The following is a 19858-nucleotide window of genomic DNA, read 5'->3' as shown; positions in this document are numbered from 1 at the left end:
TGCGACTGGGGGCGGGAATCATGCCGGGCCTGGCTGGCCAAAGCCCCAATTATCGGGGCGTAAAGATAGTAACGGGGGTTAGTAGTCGATAACCCCGTTGTTTTTTTACACGACGCAACGAGATCGCGCGCGATGTATTCCTCTGCATGGCAAGCCACATCCCATGCAATCCGCCGGTGTCCGGAAAGTGATTGCCGCAGGGCGATTCGTTCAGGGCTATTATCTTGCTGTTTTCATCTGAAAGGGCGGCCATGGAGAATGATCCACCTGAAGAGATTTCATCGATGACTATCAAGTCGATACACGATCTCATTTCCTATACGGACACCATAGGCGCCGCGTACGGGCCGGTCGTATACCGAGGGCAATCTGTACGAGGCAACTTGCTGCCAACCATTGCGCGAGCCAATCCCCACGAGAATACAACCGACGAGGAACGAGCGCTTATCGAACAGATGCAACGTGTCGGAGTAACGCGCATTCCCGCCCACGTCACCCGTACTATCGATCTGCTTGTACTCGCGCAACACTTCGGGATGAAGACGCGACTACTTGATTGGACAACAAATCCTCTCGCAGCGCTTTGGTTCGCGTGCGCAGGGAATTCAAAGGGCAAGCGTCGCGGGGACCGTTACGTGTATCTTCTCGACGCCAAAGACCGCTTTGTGCCCGAGACGCCTGACTTTGATCCATTCGATATAGACGCGACTAAATTGATTGAACCTCGGCTGAGTAACGATCGAATCGTTGCGCAGCACGGGTGCTTCACCGTCCATCGATACTCGAAGCGATCTCAATGCTTCGTTCCGCTTGAACGGCAAAGCTTGGCGATCAAGCAACTCAGTGAATTTGTAATTCCATCAAGGTACATCGATTCCATTCTGGCTTCGTTGGATCGGGTCGGTATAAATCAGAGCACACTGTTCCCAGACCTTGAGGGGTTGTGTCGGTACTTAACGTGGCGGCACGAGTCCCGCGAATTCTTGTGATCTGCACGCCGCGTTCGGGGGAGGTTTCCGCATGGATTATGATGCGTCATCAAACATCAAAGCGCTCCGGGCGGGAGACTCGATATACAACGTATACTCGGATGATTGCGATAATCGCGAGAACGTAAGTGAATAGTCTGCAATACGGTGGACGTCCGATAACGTGCTGCACGTATCGCTGTCATTGGATAACGATCACACATCCTACCGGATACGACACATGCAGGTGCTGCCGTGGGTTGCGTGCTCATGTGACCGGGAAAAAGTTGCTTTGGCTGCCCGAGTTTTCCAGTGGGCCGGACGGGACCGCTCGAAGTTTGCCATCCGGCCAGTTGTCGCCGGCGATGGCGAGAGACGGCTACCGGCCATAACGTGACGCTCGCGGGCTTGCGGATTGAACCGCTGGAACGACCGGTCTACACTGCGGATTCAACCCGTCGATGCAACGAATTGATGAAAGCGCTCAGCCGGTGTATCAAAGTCTAGTGTCTTTCGAGCCCACCATAATTCGCCGATGTGCGTCGTTCTTAAAAAGCGCAGAAATCGCGTTACTCTTTTTGGATATGAATTCAGAATTACTAAAACTATTTGGCCTTGAAACGCTACAGGATCGATACATTTGCACAGAAAAAGCGCTTGGCGGGCAGAGTTCGCGAGCGTATTTTGGCAGAGATCTAAATACCAATAGCGATATTTTTGTAAAGTTTCTCCTTTTTCCGAGATCAACATCGGAAATTGCGCGATTTAAACACGAGATTTTTGTGCTTGAAATGTTTCGGGAAAACAGGATTGCCAAAGTTCCTCGACTCATAGGTCATGGCACTCTGTATGATGGCGAGATTTTTTACTTGATCACAGAGAAGATTGATGGAATAACACTGGAAGACTGGCTTGCGGGAAATATCTCAACCGCCAATTTCGATGAGAGATTGGAAGTATTTCATCGCGTAACGTCGTCGCTATCGACAACCGGCAATTTGTTTTCACATCGAGATTTTCATCCCGGGAATATAATTCTTTTGCCGGAGAAGCCCGACTGGCACTCCACTGCTCCCGAATCCAACGCAGTTATTTTGGACTGGGGGCATGCATACAATCAGATGATGGCCCAGTACGATGATAGTCCTGATTTCGTTATTGATCTGTACAATCGAGTCCCCAAAGAGATAATTGGATCATTTTATAGTTTGCCTCCCGATGTCTTTTCCCCATGGAACGAGGAAGTCTATCATCCAGGAAAACATGACGCCTGGTCATTGGGCCTAATGCTCTACAAGATATTAACTGGGGGCGATGCCTTAAATTTTATTGGAATAGGCGACTACGTTCATAGTTTGCATGAGGGGAAACTCGAGAAAACCCTTCGAGAACGTGTGAATGTTATCGCAAACTTAAGCGACCCACGACATAAACTGCTGGCCGCTGTATTTGAAAGGCTGACGCGTATTACCCCCACACATCGCATGGATGCCGCTACCGCAGGGAGAATTTTATGGGATATTAGAATTGAGAATTTTTTACCAGAAAATGAAAGCGAGTTGAACGTCTATATTGACGATCCCCATAATTACACCCCCACCGGCGGGTGGAAATTCTCGAATTTTCCAGACTATGACTAATGGCTCGGCAATACTGTACAGGGGATTTGACTGTCGTTTTGATGATGGAGAATTTGAGAATATATTCATCAAAACACCTCGCACGCCCAAGGCAACTAACGCGAAAATCCATCAGTTGGCGGACGAATGGTTTTTCCGTTCGTTCGGAGTACGGGGGCGAAGTGCTGCAATACTTTGCAGCACGGACGCCAAGCAGGCATTGCGCTACAGAGGTGATGGTGGAACGCTAGCAACCATCACTCCTATAGGAAATTATAGGGTCATATATAGTTTGGGCGTTCATGATTTTCTTGACTATTTTGTAGACGGAGTCGTCGCTAGCGAAACGACGGTGAAAAATTGGCTCGAATCAAAAAATTACGCGTGCCTAGATAATCTGAATTACATTCCGCCAGGCCATGCGGGAGAGGTGATGCTTCATTGTGAGAAATATATATTGAAAAATATCGAAATTTAAATAAGAGACACAAGGTCGCGCGAATTGTCGTCAGAAACACTAGATCAGGGGGCCGTTCCCCCTTAGGAGCGGCCGTTGAGTTCGAGCGGCCTCGAACGACCGTAATGGGTAGACAAGCGACATCCACGGAAATCCACAAGCTCCTTTTCCATCGCACACGACCACGCGCCACGCGCCCGCAGGCCCCACTTGCAACCGAACCTCCCGATCGCGTCCGACCGGACTACTCCTCGACCCGCGACGCTGATCCTGCTATGCGCGTTCTCGGTGCTGCCGTTGAGCCTGTTCCTGCCGTCACTGCCCGCGATCGCGCTTGACCTGCGCGCCGACTACGCACTCGTCGCACTGTCTCTCGGCGGCTACGCAGCAGTCGCCGCGTCGCTCGAGTTCGTGATGGGACCGCTGTCGGACCGATTCGGGCGGCGGCCGATCATCCTGACGAACCTCGGCATTTTCACGCTCGGGTCGCTGGGCTGCGCAATGGCGTCCGACATCCGCGCGTTCCTCGCGTGTCGGCTGATGCAGGCGGCGATCACGTCGGTCTATCCGGTGTCGATGGCGACGCTGCGCGACACCGCCGGCGGGGCGCGCGCGGCGAGCCGGATCGGCTATGCCGCGATGGCGGCCGCGTTCGCGCCGATGATCGGGCCGACGCTCGGCGGCGTGCTCGATCAGACGGTCGGCTGGCGCGCGAGCTTCTGGCTGCTCGGTGCGGGCGGTATCGTGCTGCTCGGCTGGTGCGCGTTCGATCTCGCGGAGACGCATACGAAGCGCGCCGCGACGCTCGCCCAGCAGCTTCGCGCATATCCTGCGCTGTTCCGGGCGCGCCGCTTCTGGGCCTATGCGCTTTGCATGGCGTTTTCGACCGGCGCGTTCTACGCGTTCCTGGCCGGCGCGCCGCTCGCCGCGCAGGCCGTGTTCCGCATCCCGCCGGCGGAAATCGGCTTCTACATGGGGGCGATCACGGCCGGCTTCGTGTGTGGCAGCTTTCTGGCCGCGCGTCACGCGCATCGCTATCCGCTCGCCACGGCGATTCTGTGCGGCCGCGTGGTCGCGTGCATGGGGCCGGCGATTGCGCTCGCGCTGTTTTTCGGAGGGGCGACGCATGCGATCGCATGGTTCGGGCCGTGCGTGCGGATCGGCATTGGCAACGGGCTGTCGAATCCGGGCGCGCATGCGGGTGCGATGTCGGTGCGGCCGGAACTGGCCGGTAGCGCATCGGGGTTGGCCGGGGCGATGACGATCACGGGCGGGGCGGCGCTATCGTCGCTGACGGGCGCTGTGCTTACCGTCGGCAACGCCGGTTATGCGCCGCTGGTCATGATGCTGCTGTCCGCGGCGATCGCGCTGGCGGCCGCGGTGTGCATACGAATTTTCGACGCACGCGAACGGGGTGCGTAATCGATGTGACACGAACGGGGCATGTCGATCCGGCGCGATGCGATCGCCGCCCGGATCGGCAGGGAGCGACACGACGCGACGTCCGTCGGACGAACGCCACGTCACATGCCCCCGCACGCTGCGTTACGGCTTCGCCCCCATCACGAACTCGAACGTCGCGACGCCGTCGACGCCGCCCGTCACGCGGTCGCCCGGCTGCAGCGCGCCGACGCCGGCCGGCGTGCCGGTGAAGATCAGGTCGCCGGCCTTCAGCTCGACCGAGCGCGACACGTACGCGATCACGTCCGGCACGGCCCAGATCATGTCGCCGAGATCGCCTTGCTGGCGCGTTTCGCCGTTGACCGCGAGCCAGATCCGGCCGCTGGCCGGATGGCCGGTCGCGGTCGCCGCGCGCAGCGCGGTCACGGGACCGGACGCATCGAAGCCCTTCGCCCAGTCCCACGGGCGGCTCAGCTTTTTCGCCTCGGCTTGCAGGTCGCGGCGCGTGAGGTCGACGCCGACGCCGTAACCCCACACATGCGACAGCGCCTCGGCCGGGTCGATCGACCGGCCGTCCTTGCCGATCGCGACGACCAGCTCGATTTCGTGATGGAGGTCGCCGGTCAGCGGCGGATACGGGACGGTGCCGGCGGCCGGGACGATCGCGTCGGCCGGTTTCATGAAGAAGAACGGCGGTTCGCGGTCGGGATCGGCGCCCATTTCGCGCGCGTGGTCGGCGTAGTTGCGGCCGACACAGAACACGCGGCGCACCGGAAAGCGCGCGGACGACTGTTCGACTTCGACGGAAGGACGCTCGGAAGCGTCGATGACGTATGCGGACATCGGATGGCCTCGTTCGATGGAAAGACGGATGCCGTCGCCCGCGCAATCCACCACGGGCCGGCATGCATGGAACGATACCCGACGCATGCGCGCCCGGATGCGACGCAACTGCGCTTTAACCGGACAAATCTACGCGTCGCCGGCCACCGGCGCGTCGTCGGCGGCCGGCAGCGCGGCGTTCGCGTCGCGGTACGCCTTCGGCGACACGCCGACCCGCGCGCGGAAGCGCCGCGCGAAATACCCTTCGTCACGGAAACCGACGGAACGCGCGATGTCCGCGATGCGCCGGCTCGTATGCGCGAGCAGCGATTGCGCGAGCGCGATCCGGCGCTCGGTCACGAGATCGGTGAAGGTGCTGCCGGTTTCCTTGCGCACCAGATGCGCGAGGTAGTTCGGCGACAGGAAGGCGGCCTCGGCGGTGGCCGCGAGCGTCAGGTCCTCGCGGGTCAGGTTCGCGCGCACGTGGCGCAGCACGCGCGCGAGCGCGTCGCGCCGGCCCGCGCGCTGGGCGCCGCGCTGCGCGAGCTTGTCGAGCGCGCCCGCGTACTGCGTGCAGACGAGCCCGATCAGTTGCAGCAGGTAGCCGCGCAGCAACGTGGTCGAGCCGAAGGTGCGCACGCGGTCGGCATCGAGCATGCACAGCGCGAGGCGGCGCGCCTCGTCGAAGGCGTCGCCGGTCAGGATGAAGTCGAGATGTTCCTGGAAGCGGAACGGCGTCAGCTCGGGAAAGCGGTGCGCGGGCACGTCCTCGAGATCGAGCGGATCGACGTCGAGATCGGCGCGCAGGAACGCCTGGCTGAAGTTGATCACGATGAAGTGCGCGCCTTCCGGATGCGGAATCAGGTGCTCGCGGTGCGGCAGCACGAACGCGAGCGCGCCGCGCGGAAACGGCCGCGTGACGCCGCCGATCCGCTGTTCGGTGTCGCCGCCGAGGTTGAACTGGATCTGGAAATACGCGTGCCGGTGCGGCTCGGTGATCGCCTGGCGCGACGCCTGGTCGCGGATGTAGAAATCGAGCCGGTCGCTGCGTTCGGGCATCCCGTACAGGCGCGGCGGGGCGGTGGAGGGCATGAAGGATTCTGCTGTTCGTGACGCGGTTGAGCCGCGATGGTACAGCGAACCGGGCGCGGCCGGAATCCGCGGGCGCGATCCGCATCGGCCGGCGGGGCGGCGCGCACCCGCCCGGCGACGAGTCAATCAGGCGGCCGGATGAAAGCCCAGGTAGCGGCAGCGCGCGCCGGCCTCGTCGGACGCGGCAAGCCGGCTGGATGCGCCGACCGAGCGGAGCGTGTCGGCCGTCGCGCTGCGATTCGTGAGCAGCGTCCATGCCGTCTGGGCGGCCTCGGCGGCGGCCGTCGCGCGCGCATCGTCGAGCAGGCTCAGCGCGGCCAGCAGCAGGTCGGCGGGCGGCGCATGAATCGCGAAGCCTTCGTTCGCGACGGCTGCCGTATCGATGCCGAGCGCCGCGCACAGGCGCGCGCGCAGCGGCGCCTCGGCCGCGCTTGCTTCCCGCGCGCGCACGATGTTCTCGCGCGTGAGCGCGTCGACGATCGTGCCGCCGCGGGTGAGCGGCGCGTGCTGCCACGCGTCGGACGGGCACTGCTTGCCGTCCGGCACCAGCGGCACGAACGGATTGACCTCGGCCGGGTAGATCCGGCACACCAGCGGCCGTTCTTCATAGATGCCGCAGCGCAAATCGTCGAGCAGGTTCGGGCATGGCCCGGCATGGGACGCGGTGAGCAGGGTGGTGACGCGCACCGGCAGCGTGCCGCTGAGCGCGGGCGACGAACGGGCGCGCTTGTACGCGGCGAACGCGTCGTCGGCGGCCGGTTCGACGGGCCATGGCATGGCGTCGCACAACAGTTCCACGTGGCCGCCGCGCCGCAGCCAGGCAGTGGCCTCGGCGACGGTCAGCGGAATGCGCAGGTTGTGGCAGCAACGGCCGCAGCCGGTGCATGAAAAGTCGATGTCGTTCTGATTCATTTCGGTAGGGAACGGGGCACGGCCGGCATGCGTCAGCCGGCGATCAGCGGCGCGATGCGCCGGCGCAGTTCGGGCACGATCTCGGCGTCGAACCACGGATGATGTTTGAACCACGCCTGGTTGCGCGGCGACGGATGCGGCAGCGGCAGCACGCCGGGGCCGTAGTCGCGCCACGCGTGCACGGTGTCGGTCAGCGTCGCCTTGCGTGTGTCGCGCAGGAAATGCCGCTGCGCGTACTGGCCGACCAGCAGCGTCAGCCGGATCGACGGCAATCCGGCGAGCAGCCGGTCGAGCCACAGTCGCGCGCATTCGGGGCGCGGCGGGTTGTCGCCGCTCGCACCGCGGCCCGGGTAGCAGAAGCCCATCGGCACGATCGCGAAGCGTGTCTCGTCGTAGAACGTGTCGGGATCGACGCCGAGCCAGTCACGCAGCCGCTTGCCGCTCGCATCGTCCCACGGGATGCCGCTCGCGTGGACGCGGGCGCCGGGCGCCTGCCCGACGATCAGGATGCGGGCGTCGCGATGGGCGCGCACGACGGGGCGCGGGCCGAGCGGGAGGTCGGCTTCGCAAGCGCGGCACGCGCGGATTTCGGTGAGCAGCACGTCGAGCGGCGTGCGCGTTCGTTTCGGCATCGATTCTGAACGGGGACGGAGTGGCGGCACGCACGCAGATGCGTCCATGCGGCGCGGCGGGCCGGCGCGGACCGGCGCATCGCGTCAGGCGTTCCGCGGGGAACGGCATGGCGCTGCGCGGCGGCTCCGGCGGCCCGTGTCGGGATCACCTGTCCGCCGCATCGCCCTCGGCGATCGCAGCATCATACAACGCCGTCTGCGCGATTGCCGCGGCGATCGCCGCGTCGTCGTGCGTGCCGTCGAGCATGCCCCAGCGCCGGTATTGCAGCAGGAACCAGCGGCCTTCCTGCGGATCCGGCCGGTTCACGGCGCCGCCGTCGTGGAAGCGGATCGGCAGCGGCGGCTGCGCGAACGGCCCCGCGCCGTAGTCGCCGAGCAGGCGCGGCGCGATCAGCCGGGCCGGCACGCCGAGCGCGTCGGGCGACGCGAGCCAGTCGGCCGCGTCGCGACGGTGCGCGGGGTTGTCGAGCCACGCGCACGCATCGACGAGCGTGCGGATCAGCGCACGCGCGGTGGCCGGATACAGCGCGACGAAATCGCGCCGGGCCGCGAGCACTTTCTCCGGATGATCGGGCCAGATCTCGCTGGTGACGGCGACGGTCCGGCCCGCGCCGCAGGCTTCGGCCACGGCGTGCCACGGCTCGCCCGCGCAGAAGCCGTCGAGCTCGCCGCTCGCGAGCGCCGCGACCATCTCGGGCGGCGGGATCACGACGCTGCGCACGTCGCGCGGCGGATCGACGCCGTGCGACGCGAGCCAGTGGTTCAGCCACATCGCATGGGTGCCGGTCGGGAAGGTCTGCGCGAGCAGCGGCTTGCGGCCGAGCGTCGCGAGCGCCGCGCGGACGTCGCCGCTTGCGCGGTACGCATCGGCGAGGCCGCGGGCGAACGTGATCGCCTGGCCGTTGCGGTTCAGCACCATCAGCGCGGCCATGTCGGCCTGCGGGCCGCCGATGCCGACCTGCAGCCCGCACACGAGCCCGTACAGCGCGTGCGCGGCGTCGAGTTCGCCGGTCAGCAGCTTGTCGCGCACGGCGGCCCAGGATGGCTGGCGGCACAGCTCCAGCGTCAGGCCGTGGCGCTCGCCGAGATTCAGGTGTTGCGCGACGATCAGCGGGGCGGCGTCGCTGAGCGCGACGAACCCGAGACGAAGATGCGCGCGTTCCGGCGCGGCGGGAGGCGAAGGTTTCATGGCATTCATGACGGGTGGGTCGCATCGAGCAGTTGGCGCGCGACGTCGACGATGCGCTGGCCCTGATCCATCGCGCGCTTGCGCAGCAACGCATACGCATCATGCTCGGACAGCCTGCGCTGATCCATCAGCAGGCGCTTCGCGCGATCGATCAGCTTGCGTTCGGCGAGTTCGCGCTCGACGTCGGCGAGCCGGCGGCGCAATGCATCGTCGTGCGAGAAGCGCGCGAGCGCGACTTCGAGGATCGGCGCGAGGCGCTCGGCCGACAAGCCTTCGACGAGATACGCGCTGACGCCGGCGCCGACCGCCGCGTGAATCAGCGCCTGGTCGGCATCGTGGCTGAACATCAGCACGGGGCGCGGCGCGGTCGCGTGCATCACGGCGAGTTGCTCGAGCGTGTCGCGCGACGGCGAATCGGTATCGATGATCACGACGTCGGGGCGCTGCTCCTCGACGGCGGCGGGCAGGCGCGCGGGCGTCGCGACGTCGTTGAGCATCTCGTAGCCGAGGCGCGCGAGCGCGTCGCCGAGTTCGCCGATCGGCTTGTCGGTGTCGGTGACGAGCAGCACGCGCAGGCGTGCGGGCGGGACGGACGAACTCATGACGCGAACGGGGACGAACGAGCGTCGATGCAACGGTTGAACGGCGGTTGCGGGGTGCTGACGGATGTCGACGGATTCAGGGCCTCACGACCGCATCCCCGACAGCCGGCGCGAACGCCGCTGCGGTGACCGGAATGCCGATGCGGACCGCGCATGCTATGCCGCCCGGAACAGCATCGCTTCGCCGACGGCATCGGTGCCGTGCACGGCGGCTTCGCCGATCGCCGCGCCGACGAGCATCACGGCCGGGCTGCCGAGCCCGGCTGCCGCGACGCCGCGCGCGAGGCCGCCGAGCGTGCCGGTCCAGCGGCGCTCGTGCGACGTGCCGGCCCATTGCACGGCGGCGGCCGGCGTCGACGCGGGCAAGGCGGCGAGCAGGCCCGCCGCGATGCTGTCGACGCGGCTCATGCCCATGTAGATCGCGAGCGTGGTGCCGGTCGCCGCGAGCGTCGCCCAGTCGGGTTCGCCGTGGTCCTGGCGGTGTGCGGTGACGAACGTGACGCCCTGGCAGTGCTCGCGGTGCGTGAGCGAGACGCCGAGGCTCGCGGCGGCCGCGAAGCCCGACGAGATGCCGTTGACGATGTCCACCGGAATCCCGGCGGCGCGCAGCGTCGCGAGTTCCTCGCCGGCGCGGCCGAACAGCAGCGCGTCGCCGCCCTTGACGCGCACGACGTGCGCGCCGCGCAGCGCGTGGCGGCGCATCAGTTTCTCGATGAATGCCTGCGGCGTGGAGCGGCAGCCGCCGCGCTTGCCGACGCGGATCACGCGCGCGTGCGGCGCGAGTTCGACGATGTCGGGCGCGACGAGATCGTCGAGCAGCAGCACGTCGGCGGCCGCCAGCGCTTTCACGGCCTTCAGCGTGAGGAGATCGGGATCGCCGGGGCCGGCGCCCAGCAGCGTGACTTTTCCAGTCGTCATGTCGTGTTCCATTGCCGCGCGCGTGCGAGCGGCTGTCGATAGCGCGTTGTTGCTTGCGGCGGCGGCGGGCGGTCGAAGCGACCATGGCATCCGGCCGTGCCGCGCACGGGGGGACGTCGTTGTCCTGATCTGCTGCGCCCGCCTGCGATGGCGGGCCGACTTGCGGGGACTGCCCACCGGCGCCGTTGCCGGTGTGTGGACGGAATTCAGCAATATCCGGGCCAACCTGAGCGAGCGCGGCGGCGAGCGCGGCAACATGCGCGGCGCGACGCCCCGCGCGACGGAGGCGGGCAAGCATGCGGCCGCGCTGACGCGGCGCACGCGATGCCGCATCGACATGCATCGCGCCCCGTCATCGCGCACCGCGATGTCGCACGGCGACAGTGCTGCAGCGCACCACATTTGTGCCTGGCTGCATCGCGACGCATCGCGCGCCGCGCACCGCAGCCACGCGTCCGGCGGCCCGCGCGCCTTGTGCGACGGGGCCGCCCGTGCGATTCGGGCCGACATGGCATGGCGTTTGCGTAAGCTCGTCCGGGCGGATCAACGGCGATTCGTCCGCAGTACCGATTACCGACGCGCCCGGAAACGGGCTTCATGGGCAACGGCGTCCTACACATCGGGTCTCGACGAGACCGGGTGTGCAGGACGCCGTTTTTCGTTTGGCGGATGACATGACCGACAAAGCTACCCGTATCGATCTCTTCAGCTTCCGCACCGCGCCGATGCGCGCGTTCCACATGACGTGGATGGCGTTCTTCGTATGCTTCTTCGCGTGGTTCGCGTGTGCGCCGCTGATGCCGCTGATTGCGCGCGAATTTCACCTCACCGCGGCCCAGGTCGCGAACATCAACATCGCCGCGGTGGCCGCGACGATCGCCGTGCGGCTGCTGGTCGGCCCGCTGTGCGACCGCTTCGGCCCGCGCCGCGTGTATGTCGGGCTGCTCGTGCTCGGCGCGATTCCCGTGTTCGCGGTGTCGTTCTCGCACGACTACCTGACGTTCCTGATCTGCCGGCTCGGCATCGGCGCGATCGGCGCGGGCTTCGTGATCACGCAGTACCACACGTCGGTGATGTTCGCGCCGAACGTGGTCGGCACCGCGAACGCGACGACGGCCGGTTGGGGCAACGCGGGCGCGGGCGCGACGCAGGCGATGATGCCGCTGCTCGTCGCCGCCGGCCTGATGCTCGGCTTCGGCGACGACGCGTCGTGGCGCATCGCGCTCGTCGTGCCGGGCGTCGCGATGCTCGCGATGGCCTGGGCGTACTGGCGCTTCACGCAGGACTGCCCGCAAGGCGATTTCGTCGCGCTGCGCAAGCAGGGCGTAACGGTCGACAGCGGCAAGAAGGGCGGGTGGGCGAGCTTCTTCGCCGCATGCGGCAACTATCGCGTGTGGATGCTGTTCGTCACGTACGGCGCGTGCTTCGGCGTCGAGGTGTTCATCCACAACATCGCGGCGCTGTACTACGTCGATCACTTCAAGCTGTCGCTGAAGGACGCCGGCTTCGCGGTCGGGATGTTCGGGCTGCTCGCGCTGTTCGCCCGCGCGCTCGGCGGCTGGCTGTCGGACAAGATCGCCGCACGCCGCAGCCTCGACGTGCGCGCCACGCTGCTGTGCGCGCTGATCGTCGGCGAAGGGCTCGGGCTGATCTGGTTCTCGCATGCGCAAGGCATCGGCATGGCGCTCGTCGCGATGCTGACCTTCGGCCTCTTCACGCACATGGCCTGCGGCGCGACCTATGCGCTCGTGCCGTTCATCGACCGCAAGGCGCTCGGCGGCGTCGCGGGGATCGTCGGCGCGGGCGGCAACGTCGGCGCGGTGGCCGCGGCGTTCCTGCTGAAGGGCGTCGGCGACGTGCAGCACACGCTGAGCCTGCTCGGGCTCGCCGTCACCGCGACCGCATTGTGCGCGATGGCCGTGCGCTTCAGCGAAGAACACAAGGCACGCGAGGCCGAGCTGCGCGATCGCGCGCTGGCCGCCGCCAGCGTCGCGAACTGATCGACCGAAGGACACGTCATCATGAAACTCATCGTCATCGGCCACGGGATGGTCGGCCACAAGCTCCTCGAATGCGTCGCCGCGCAAGCCGGCGCGGCGGGCACGCTGCAGGTCACGGTGCTCGGCGAGGAACCGCGCCCGGCGTACGACCGCGTGCACCTGTCGGAATTCTTCGCGGGCAAGTCGGCGGACGATCTGTCGCTCGTCGAACCCGGCTTCTTCGAGCGTCATCCGCAGTTCGATCTGCGCCTGAACGCCCGGGTCGCGTCGATCGACCGTGCCGCGCACACGGTCACGCTCGCGTCCGGCGAAACGCTCGCGTACGACAAGCTGGTGCTCGCGACGGGCTCGCGTCCGTTCGTGCCGCCGGTGCCGGGCCGCGATCGCGCCGGTTGCTTCGTGTACCGAACGATCGAGGATCTCGAAGCGATGCAGGCGTGCGGCACGCACGCGAAGCGTGGCGTGGTGATCGGCGGCGGGCTGCTCGGCCTCGAATGCGCGAAGGCGTTGCGCGACATGGGGCTCGACACGCACGTCGTCGAATTCGCGCCGCGGCTGATGGCGGTGCAGGTCGACGACGGCGGCGGCCGGATGCTGCGCGCGAAGATCGAGGCGCTTGGCGTGACCGTGCATACGGGCAAGAACACGCTCGAGATCGTCGACGGCGACGAAGGCACGCACCGGATGGCGTTCGCCGACGGCTCGCATCTCGACGCCGACATGATCGTGTTCTCGGCCGGCATCCGCGCCCGCGACGAACTGGCGCGTGCGTGCGGTCTGGAAATCGGCCCGCGCGGCGGCGTCGCGATCGACGACGCGTGCCGCACGAGCGACGCCGACATCTACGCGATCGGCGAATGCGCGGCCTGGAACGGGATGGTGTACGGCCTCGTCGCACCGGGCTACGACATGGCGCGCGTGGTCGCGAAGCAGCTCGGCGGCAACCGGGAAGAAGCGGCCGACGCCGCATTCGCCGGTGCCGACATGAGCACCAAGCTGAAGCTGATGGGCGTCGACGTCGCGAGCATCGGCGACGCGCACGGCGCGACGGCCGGCAGCCGCACCTACCAGTACGCGGACGAACGCCGCCAGGTCTACAAGAAACTGGTGGTGTCGGACTGCGGCAAGTTCCTGCACGGCGCGGTGATGGTCGGCGACGCGGCCGAATACGGCACGCTGCTGCAGATGATGCTGAATCGCATCGAGCTGCCCGAGTCGCCGGAATTCCTGATCCTGCCGTCGTCGGACGGCGCGGCGAAGCCGGCGATCGGCGTCGACGCGCTCCCGGACGGCGCGCAGATCTGCTCGTGCAACAACGTGTCGAAGTCGCAGATCTGCGCGGCGGTGGCGGATGGTGCGACGAGCCTCGGCGCACTGAAGTCGTGCACGGGCGCGGGCACGTCGTGCGGCGGCTGCGTGCCGCTCGTCACGCAGATCATGAAGGCCGAGATGAAGAAGCAGGGTCTCGCGGTCAACAACCATCTGTGCGAGCACTTCCCGCATTCGCGCCAGGAATTGTTCCATCTGATCCGCGTCGAGCGCATCACGACGTTCGACGAATTGCTCGCCAAGCACGGCCACGGGCTCGGCTGCGACGTGTGCAAGCCGGCGGTGGCGGGCATCCTCGCATCGTGCTTCAACGAGTTCGTGCTGAAGAAGGAGCATGCGGGGCTGCAGGATTCGAACGACTACTACCTCGCGAACATCCAGCGCGACGGCACGTACTCGGTCGTGCCGCGCATGCCGGGCGGCGAGGTGACGCCGGAAGGGCTGATCGCGGTCGGCCAGGTCGCGAAGAAGTACGGGCTCTACACGAAGATCACGGGCGGCCAGCGCGTCGACCTGTTCGGTGCGCGCGTCGAGCAGCTGCCGTCGATATGGGAAGCGCTGATCGCGGCCGGCTTCGAATCGGGGCATGCGTACGGCAAGTCGGTGCGCACCGTGAAGTCGTGCGTCGGTTCGACGTGGTGCCGCTACGGCGTCGACGATTCGGTCGGCCTCGCGATCGACATCGAGAACCGCTACAAGGGCTTGCGCGCGCCGCACAAGATCAAGTTCGGTGTGTCGGGCTGCACGCGCGAGTGCGCGGAAGCGCAGGGCAAGGACATCGGCATCATCGCGACCGAGAAGGGCTGGAACCTGTACGTGTGCGGCAACGGCGGGATGAAGCCGCGCCATGCGGAACTGCTCGCGTCCGATCTCGACCGCGCCACGCTGATCCGCTACATCGACCGCTTCCTGATGTTCTACGTGCGCACCGCCGACCGGCTGCAGCGCACCAGCGTGTGGCGCGACAACCTCGAAGGCGGGCTCGACTACCTGACCGCCGTCGTCGTGCACGACAAGCTCGGGATCGCGGCCGAACTGGAAGCCGACATGCAGCACGTGGTCGACACCTACGAATGCGAGTGGAAGAAGGCCGTCACCGATCCGGAAACGCGCAAGCGCTTCCGCCACTTCGTGAACAGCGACGCGCCGGATGCGACCATCGCGTTCGTCGAGACGCGCGGCCAGATCCGTCCCGCCACGCCCGACGAGCGCGCGGGCGGCAGGCCCGTTGCGATTCCCGTCGTCGTTGAACCCGCAACCGTCTGACGCTGACCGACAGCCGCGTCTTTTTCAAGGAGCTCATCATGAACGATCGTCTTCCCCTGTCCTGGACCCGCGTGTGCCCGCTCGACGACATCGTGCCGAACACCGGCGTGTGTGCGCTCGTCAACGGCGAGCAGGTCGCGGTGTTTCATGTCGCGCATGCCGAGGAAGGCGGCGTGTTCGCGATCGACAACGTCGATCCGGTGTCGCAGGCAGCGGTGATGTCGCGCGGGCTGATCGGCAGCCTCGGCGAGCGCGTGGTGGTCGCGTCGCCGCTGTACAAGCAGCATTTCGACCTGCGGACCGGCGAATGCCTCGAATCCCCCGAGAAATCGGTGAACGCGTATCCGTCGCGGGTCGAGGACGGTTTCGTGTGGATTGCCGCCTGAGCGCTAACGGAGCACGCATGACCGCCACCCCCGTCAAGAGCGTGTGCCCATACTGCGGCGTCGGCTGCGGAATGGTGCTGCACGTCGAGGATGACGAAGTCGTCAAGGTGTCCGGCGACTCCGATCATCCGACCAACTTCGGGCGGCTGTGCACGAAGGGTTCGTCGGCGCACGTCGCGTTGCGCCGTTCCGGGCGGCTCGACCGCGCGTTCGTGCGGCGCGCGCGCGAGGACGACCTCGTGCCGCTGCCGGCCCGCGACGCGATCGTCGAGACCGCGCGGCGGCTGCGCGCGGTGCTCGACACGCACGGGCCCGATGCGTTGTCGTTCTACGTGTCGGGGCAGATGTCGATCGAGGCGCAATACCTCGTGAACAAGCTCGCGAAGGGCTTCGTCGGCACCCACAACATCGAGTCGAACTCGCGCCTGTGCATGGCGAGCGCGAGCACGGGCTACAAGCAGTCGCTCGGTGCGGACGGCCCGCCCGGGTCGTACCAGGATTTCGATCGCGCGAACCTGTTCTTCGTGATCGGCGCGAACATGGCCGACTGCCACCCGATCCTGTTCCTGCGCATGATGGATCGCGTGAAGGCCGGCGCGAAGCTGATCGTCGTCGATCCGCGCCGCACCGGCACCGCCGACAAGGCCGATCTGTTCCTGCAGATCCGGCCCGGCACCGATCTGGCGCTGACCAACGGGTTGCTGCATCTGCTGCACGCGAACGGCCGCACCGATGCCGCGTTCATCGATACGTACACCGAAGGTTGGGACGCGATGCCCGCGTTTCTCGCCGACTACACGCCCGAGCGCGTCGCGGCAATCACCGGTCTCGCGGAAGCCGACATTCGCACGGCCGCGCAATGGATCGGCGACGCGCAGGAATGGATGAGCTGCTGGACGATGGGGCTCAACCAGAGCACGCACGGCGTGTGGAACACCAACGCGATCTGCAACTTGCATCTCGCGACCGGCGCGATCTGCCGCCCGGGCAGCGGGCCGTTCTCGCTGACCGGCCAGCCGAACGCGATGGGCGGGCGCGAGATGGGCTACATGGGCCCCGGCCTGCCGGGCCAGCGCTCGGTGCTGTCCGACGACGACCGGCGCTTCGTCGAAAACCTGTGGCGCGTGCCGGCCGGCACGCTGCGCAAGGACGCCGGCCGCGGCACGGTCGACCTGTTCGAACGGATGGCGGCCGGCGACATCAAGGCGTGCTGGATCGTCTGCACGAATCCGGTCGCGACCGTGCCGAACCGGCAGAACGTGATTGCGGGGCTGCAGGCCGCGGAACTCGTGATCGCGCAGGACGCGTTCCTCGACACCGAGACCAACCGCTACGCGGACATCCTGCTGCCTGGCGCGCTGTGGGCCGAGGGCGACGGCGTGATGGTCAATTCCGAGCGCAACATGACGCTGATGCGTGCCGCGGTCGCGCCGCCCGGCGACGCGCTGCCGGACTGGCGCATCGTCGCGGAAGTGGCGCGCGCGATGGGCTTCGGCGATGCGTTCGACTATGCGTCGGCGGCCGACGTGTTCGACGAGATCGTGCGGTTTTCGAATCCGGCGACCGGCTACGACCTGCGCGGCGCGAGCCACGCGGCGCTGCGCGACGGCCCCGTGCAATGGCCGGTCGCGCCGGGCACCGCGCGCGAGCGGCACCCGATCCGCTACCTGAACGACGGCGTGAGCCAGACGCCGCGCTCGGCGGCCGACGGGCACCATGCGCCGCGCATTGCGTTTCCGACGGCGTCGGGCAAGGCGCGCTTCCTCGCGCGGCCGCACGTCGCGCCGGCCGAGCTGCCCGACGACACGTTCCCGATCGTGCTGAACACCGGCCGGCTGCAGCATCAGTGGCACACGATGACGAAGACGGGCAAGGTCGCGATGCTGAACAAGCTCAATCCGCGCCCGTTCGTCGAGCTGCATCCGGACGACGCGAACGCGCTCGGCATTGCGACGAAGGACAGCGTCGAGATTCGCTCGGCGCGCGGCCGCGCGGTGCTGCCGGCCGTCGTGACCGAGCGCGTGCGGCGCGGCAACTGCTTCGCGCCGATGCATTGGAACGACGTGTACGGCGACGACCTGTGCATCAATGCGGTGACGAACGACGCGATCGATCCGGAATCTCAGCAGCCCGAACTGAAATATTGCGCGGTCGCGCTGACGCGCGTCGACACGGACGCGTTCGCGTCCGCTGCCGACGACGACACGGCGCGACCCGATGCCTCGGCTACCAACGCGCGGCCCGCGCCCGCGTCGGCGCAGATCACGGCTTCACAGGAATCCGACATGGCAGACCTCGACACTTTCGCGGCCGCGCTCGGCGTGGCCGATCTCGCGCCGCCGCCGCTCTCCGACACGGAGCGCCTGTATGTGGCCGGCCTCGTCAGCGGACTGAAGGCGAGCGCCGGGCGGCGCGACGGCGGTGTGCCGGTGCTGCCGGCCGGCGCGCCGCTCGCGCCGCCGGTGCGGTTCTGGGTCGAGGGGATGCTCGCGGGGCTGTTCAGCCGTTCGGTGCCTGCCCACGCATCGGACGGTGCCGCGCCCGCGCTGCCGTCCGAGGCCGCCGCGCCCGGCGGTGTGCGGATCGTGCGCACGCGGCCGAAGGTCGTGCTGCTGTGGGCGTCGCAGACGGGCAACATCGAGTCGCTGACCGAGGACTACGCGACGCAGCTGATGAACGCCGGCTTCGAGATCCGCACTGCGTGCATGTCCGACTATCCGGTCGCGTCGCTGGCCGGCGCGCAATACGTGCTGCTGATGACGAGCACGTTCGGCGACGGCGACGCGCCCGACAACGGCAGCGAGTTCTGGGATGCGCTGCAGGCCGGCAGCGTCGCGCGTCTCGACGGCGTGCACTTCGCGGTGCTCGCGTTCGGCGATCGCAACTACGACCAGTTCTGCGGGCACGGCCGCCGGCTCGACGCGCGGCTCGCGGAACTCGGCGCGGCGCGCCTGTGCGCGCGCGTCGATTGCGACGTCGAGTTCCAGCGCGATGCGGACCAGTGGCTCGAACGCGTGGTTGCCCGGATCAAGGAAGCGGATGCAGCGCTGCACGCGGTGCCGTCCGCCGGGGTGAGCGCGTCGGGGTTGCTGCCGACCAAGGCGCATCCGGCGCCGTCGAAGCTCGTCGCGAACCTGCGGCTCAACCGGCCGGGCGCCGCGAAGGACACGCGCTACGTGTCGCTGTCGACCGAAGGCGCGAACCTCGAATACGAAACCGGCGACGCGCTCGGCGTGTGGCCGACCAACTGCCCGGAGCTGGTCGACGAGCTGCTGTCCGTCACCGCGCTGAAGGCCGATGCGCCCGTGTCGGTCGCGGGCATCGGCGACGTGCGGCTCGGCGATGCGCTCGCGCGCCACTTCGACATCACGCGCCCGCATCCCGACACGCTCGCATTCATCGCGTCGCGCAGCGCGAACGGCGCGCTGAAGGCGCTGCTCGGCGACGATCGCAAGGCCGACCTGAAGCAATGGTTGTGGGGGCAACAACTCGCGGACGTGCTGCACGAGTTCCCGGTCGATCTGTCGGGCACGGAGCTGGTCGGGATGCTGAAGCGGCTGCAGCCGCGCCTGTATTCGATCGCGTCGAGCCCGAGCGCGCACCAGGGCGAGATTCACCTGACGGTATCGGCCGTGCGCTTTCACAACGGCCGGCGCGCGCGTAAAGGCGTCGCGTCGACGTTCCTCGCCGATCGCGCGGACGACGGCCACGTGCCGGTGTTCGTGCAGAAGTCCGCGCATTTCCGACCGCCGGTGAACGGCGACGTGCCCGTCGTGATGGTGGGGCCCGGCACCGGCGTCGCCCCGTTCCGCGGCTTCCTGCACGAGCGGCAGGCGCGCGGCGCGCGCGGACGCAACTGGCTGTTCTTCGGCGAGCAGCATGCGCAGACCGACTTCTACTACGGCGACGAACTGAGCGCGATGCGCGACAGCGGTTTCCTCACGCGGCTCGATCTCGCGTTCTCGCGCGACCAGGCCGACAAGATCTACGTGCAGGACCGGATGCGCGAGCAGGGCGCCGAGCTGTACAAGTGGCTGGAGGAGGGCGCGCACTTCTACGTGTGCGGCGACGCCGCACGCATGGCCAAGGACGTTGATACCGCGCTGAAGGCGGTCGTCGCCGAGCACGGCGGGATGTCGGACGAAGCCGCGAACGACTACGTCGCGCGGCTTTCGAAGGCGCGGCGCTACATGCGGGACGTATATTGAGCGCAGGCGGCGCGAGTTGACGCGGCCGTGCGGGCTTGCCGGCCCGACACGGCGGCC

General features: G+C 66.8%; 16 protein-coding genes and 1 pseudogene. 9 read left to right on the top strand and 8 right to left on the bottom strand.

All coding sequences use genetic code 11. The features are described 5' to 3' along the window. Nucleotides 1-251: 251 nt before the first annotated feature. A pseudogene (locus WS45_RS36490) lies at nucleotides 252-554 on the top strand (FRG domain-containing protein); the annotation flags it as partial. Between the two features lie 51 nt (nucleotides 555-605). Here the strand turns inward: WS45_RS36490 and WS45_RS35930 are convergent. Beyond that, nucleotides 606-776, bottom strand: a complete 171-nt coding sequence (locus tag WS45_RS35930; protein ID WP_257140237.1) for a hypothetical protein — start codon at nucleotides 774-776, stop codon at nucleotides 606-608. A gap of 776 nt (nucleotides 777-1552) precedes the next feature. Between WS45_RS35930 and WS45_RS32820 the strand changes: the two genes are divergently transcribed. The 3 genes from WS45_RS32820 to WS45_RS01290 all read left to right on the top strand — a co-directional run bounded on the left by WS45_RS32820 (nucleotide 1553) and on the right by WS45_RS01290 (nucleotide 4466). Continuing rightward, nucleotides 1553-2608 carry a protein kinase domain-containing protein gene (locus tag WS45_RS32820; RefSeq protein ID WP_441294162.1) on the top strand — a complete coding sequence of 352 codons (1056 nt, stop codon included), beginning with the start codon at nucleotides 1553-1555 and terminating at the stop codon, nucleotides 2606-2608. Then, entirely contained in the window at nucleotides 2601-3065 is a 465-nt protein-coding gene (locus WS45_RS34620; RefSeq protein ID WP_156436986.1) for a hypothetical protein, read from the top strand. Before WS45_RS32820 ends, WS45_RS34620 begins: the two co-directional genes overlap by 8 nt. A gap of 189 nt (nucleotides 3066-3254) precedes the next feature. Continuing rightward, a complete protein-coding gene (locus WS45_RS01290) occupies nucleotides 3255-4466 on the top strand; it encodes an MFS transporter (protein WP_059697740.1) in 1212 nt (403 codons plus the stop codon). A gap of 123 nt (nucleotides 4467-4589) precedes the next feature. Here the strand turns inward: WS45_RS01290 and WS45_RS01285 are convergent, their stop codons facing one another. The 7 genes from WS45_RS01285 to cobA all read right to left on the bottom strand — a co-directional run bounded on the left by WS45_RS01285 (nucleotide 4590) and on the right by cobA (nucleotide 10612). Then, nucleotides 4590-5288: a fumarylacetoacetate hydrolase family protein gene (locus tag WS45_RS01285; protein WP_059697738.1), complete on the bottom strand. Its 699-nt coding sequence runs from the start codon at nucleotides 5286-5288 to the stop codon at nucleotides 4590-4592. A 129-nt stretch (nucleotides 5289-5417) separates the two neighbouring features. After that, nucleotides 5418-6359 carry a helix-turn-helix transcriptional regulator gene (locus WS45_RS01280; RefSeq protein WP_059537533.1) on the bottom strand — a complete coding sequence of 314 codons (942 nt, stop codon included), beginning with the start codon at nucleotides 6357-6359 and terminating at the stop codon, nucleotides 5418-5420. Nucleotides 6360-6485: 126 nt separating this feature from the next. Further along, nucleotides 6486-7271: a YkgJ family cysteine cluster protein gene (locus WS45_RS01275; RefSeq protein ID WP_059697737.1), complete on the bottom strand. Its 786-nt coding sequence runs from the start codon at nucleotides 7269-7271 to the stop codon at nucleotides 6486-6488. A 32-nt stretch (nucleotides 7272-7303) separates the two neighbouring features. Beyond that, a complete protein-coding gene (locus WS45_RS01270; protein WP_059697735.1) occupies nucleotides 7304-7903 on the bottom strand; it encodes a uracil-DNA glycosylase family protein in 600 nt (199 codons plus the stop codon). A gap of 145 nt (nucleotides 7904-8048) precedes the next feature. Next, nucleotides 8049-9092 (bottom strand): CmpA/NrtA family ABC transporter substrate-binding protein, encoded by a 1044-nt coding sequence (locus WS45_RS01265; RefSeq protein WP_059697748.1) that lies wholly within the window; start codon nucleotides 9090-9092, stop codon nucleotides 8049-8051. A gap of 5 nt (nucleotides 9093-9097) precedes the next feature. Further along, nucleotides 9098-9694 (bottom strand): ANTAR domain-containing response regulator, encoded by a 597-nt coding sequence (locus WS45_RS01260; protein WP_059537542.1) that lies wholly within the window; start codon nucleotides 9692-9694, stop codon nucleotides 9098-9100. 156 nt (nucleotides 9695-9850) lie between these two features. Then, nucleotides 9851-10612, bottom strand: a complete 762-nt coding sequence (gene cobA, locus WS45_RS01255) for a uroporphyrinogen-III C-methyltransferase (protein WP_059697746.1) — start codon at nucleotides 10610-10612, stop codon at nucleotides 9851-9853. Here cobA and WS45_RS34615 point away from each other — a divergent pair. From WS45_RS34615 to WS45_RS01230, 5 genes are read left to right on the top strand one after another with little or no spacing between them, the layout of a single operon-like run. Next, nucleotides 10611-11285 (top strand): hypothetical protein, encoded by a 675-nt coding sequence (locus WS45_RS34615; RefSeq protein WP_156436984.1) that lies wholly within the window; start codon nucleotides 10611-10613, stop codon nucleotides 11283-11285. The genes cobA and WS45_RS34615 overlap by 2 nt on opposite strands. A gap of 1 nt (nucleotide 11286) precedes the next feature. Continuing rightward, nucleotides 11287-12612, top strand: coding sequence for an MFS transporter (locus WS45_RS01245; RefSeq protein ID WP_059691257.1), 1326 nt, complete (start codon nucleotides 11287-11289; stop codon nucleotides 12610-12612). Nucleotides 12613-12633: 21 nt separating this feature from the next. Beyond that, a complete protein-coding gene (gene nirB / locus WS45_RS01240) occupies nucleotides 12634-15207 on the top strand; it encodes a nitrite reductase large subunit NirB (protein ID WP_059697733.1) in 2574 nt (857 codons plus the stop codon). Between the two features lie 38 nt (nucleotides 15208-15245). Beyond that, on the top strand, nucleotides 15246-15593 hold the full coding sequence (gene nirD, locus WS45_RS01235; protein WP_059697731.1) for a nitrite reductase small subunit NirD: 348 nt from the start codon (nucleotides 15246-15248) through the stop codon (nucleotides 15591-15593). 17 nt (nucleotides 15594-15610) lie between these two features. Beyond that, complete coding sequence (locus WS45_RS01230) at nucleotides 15611-19801, top strand: bifunctional nitrate reductase/sulfite reductase flavoprotein subunit alpha (RefSeq protein WP_059697729.1); 4191 nt, start codon at nucleotides 15611-15613, stop codon at nucleotides 19799-19801. The last annotated feature ends 57 nt before the right edge of the window (nucleotides 19802-19858 follow it).

Origin of the sequence: Burkholderia sp. RF2-non_BP3 (assembly GCF_001522185.1) — a bacterium.
Classification (GTDB): domain Bacteria; phylum Pseudomonadota; class Gammaproteobacteria; order Burkholderiales; family Burkholderiaceae; genus Burkholderia; species Burkholderia diffusa.
This window is presented reverse-complemented; position numbering and strand designations above follow the sequence as displayed.

Coding starts and splice junctions, on each gene's coding strand:
- WS45_RS35930 (WP_257140237.1), bottom strand. CDS start 776: ATGGACGGTGAAGCACCCGTGCTGCGCAACGATTCGATCGTTACTCAG.
- WS45_RS32820 (WP_441294162.1), top strand. CDS start 1,553: ATGAATTCAGAATTACTAAAACTATTTGGCCTTGAAACGCTACAGGAT.
- WS45_RS34620 (WP_156436986.1), top strand. CDS start 2,601: ATGACTAATGGCTCGGCAATACTGTACAGGGGATTTGACTGTCGTTTT.
- WS45_RS01285 (WP_059697738.1), bottom strand. CDS start 5,288: ATGTCCGCATACGTCATCGACGCTTCCGAGCGTCCTTCCGTCGAAGTC.
- WS45_RS01280 (WP_059537533.1), bottom strand. CDS start 6,359: ATGCCCTCCACCGCCCCGCCGCGCCTGTACGGGATGCCCGAACGCAGC.
- WS45_RS01275 (WP_059697737.1), bottom strand. CDS start 7,271: ATGAATCAGAACGACATCGACTTTTCATGCACCGGCTGCGGCCGTTGC.
- WS45_RS01270 (WP_059697735.1), bottom strand. CDS start 7,903: ATGCCGAAACGAACGCGCACGCCGCTCGACGTGCTGCTCACCGAAATC.
- WS45_RS01265 (WP_059697748.1), bottom strand. CDS start 9,092: ATGAAACCTTCGCCTCCCGCCGCGCCGGAACGCGCGCATCTTCGTCTC.
- WS45_RS01260 (WP_059537542.1), bottom strand. CDS start 9,694: ATGAGTTCGTCCGTCCCGCCCGCACGCCTGCGCGTGCTGCTCGTCACC.
- WS45_RS34615 (WP_156436984.1), top strand. CDS start 10,611: ATGTCGTGTTCCATTGCCGCGCGCGTGCGAGCGGCTGTCGATAGCGCG.
- cobA (WP_059697746.1), bottom strand. CDS start 10,612: ATGACGACTGGAAAAGTCACGCTGCTGGGCGCCGGCCCCGGCGATCCC.
- WS45_RS01245 (WP_059691257.1), top strand. CDS start 11,287: ATGACCGACAAAGCTACCCGTATCGATCTCTTCAGCTTCCGCACCGCG.
- nirB (WP_059697733.1), top strand. CDS start 12,634: ATGAAACTCATCGTCATCGGCCACGGGATGGTCGGCCACAAGCTCCTC.
- nirD (WP_059697731.1), top strand. CDS start 15,246: ATGAACGATCGTCTTCCCCTGTCCTGGACCCGCGTGTGCCCGCTCGAC.
- WS45_RS01230 (WP_059697729.1), top strand. CDS start 15,611: ATGACCGCCACCCCCGTCAAGAGCGTGTGCCCATACTGCGGCGTCGGC.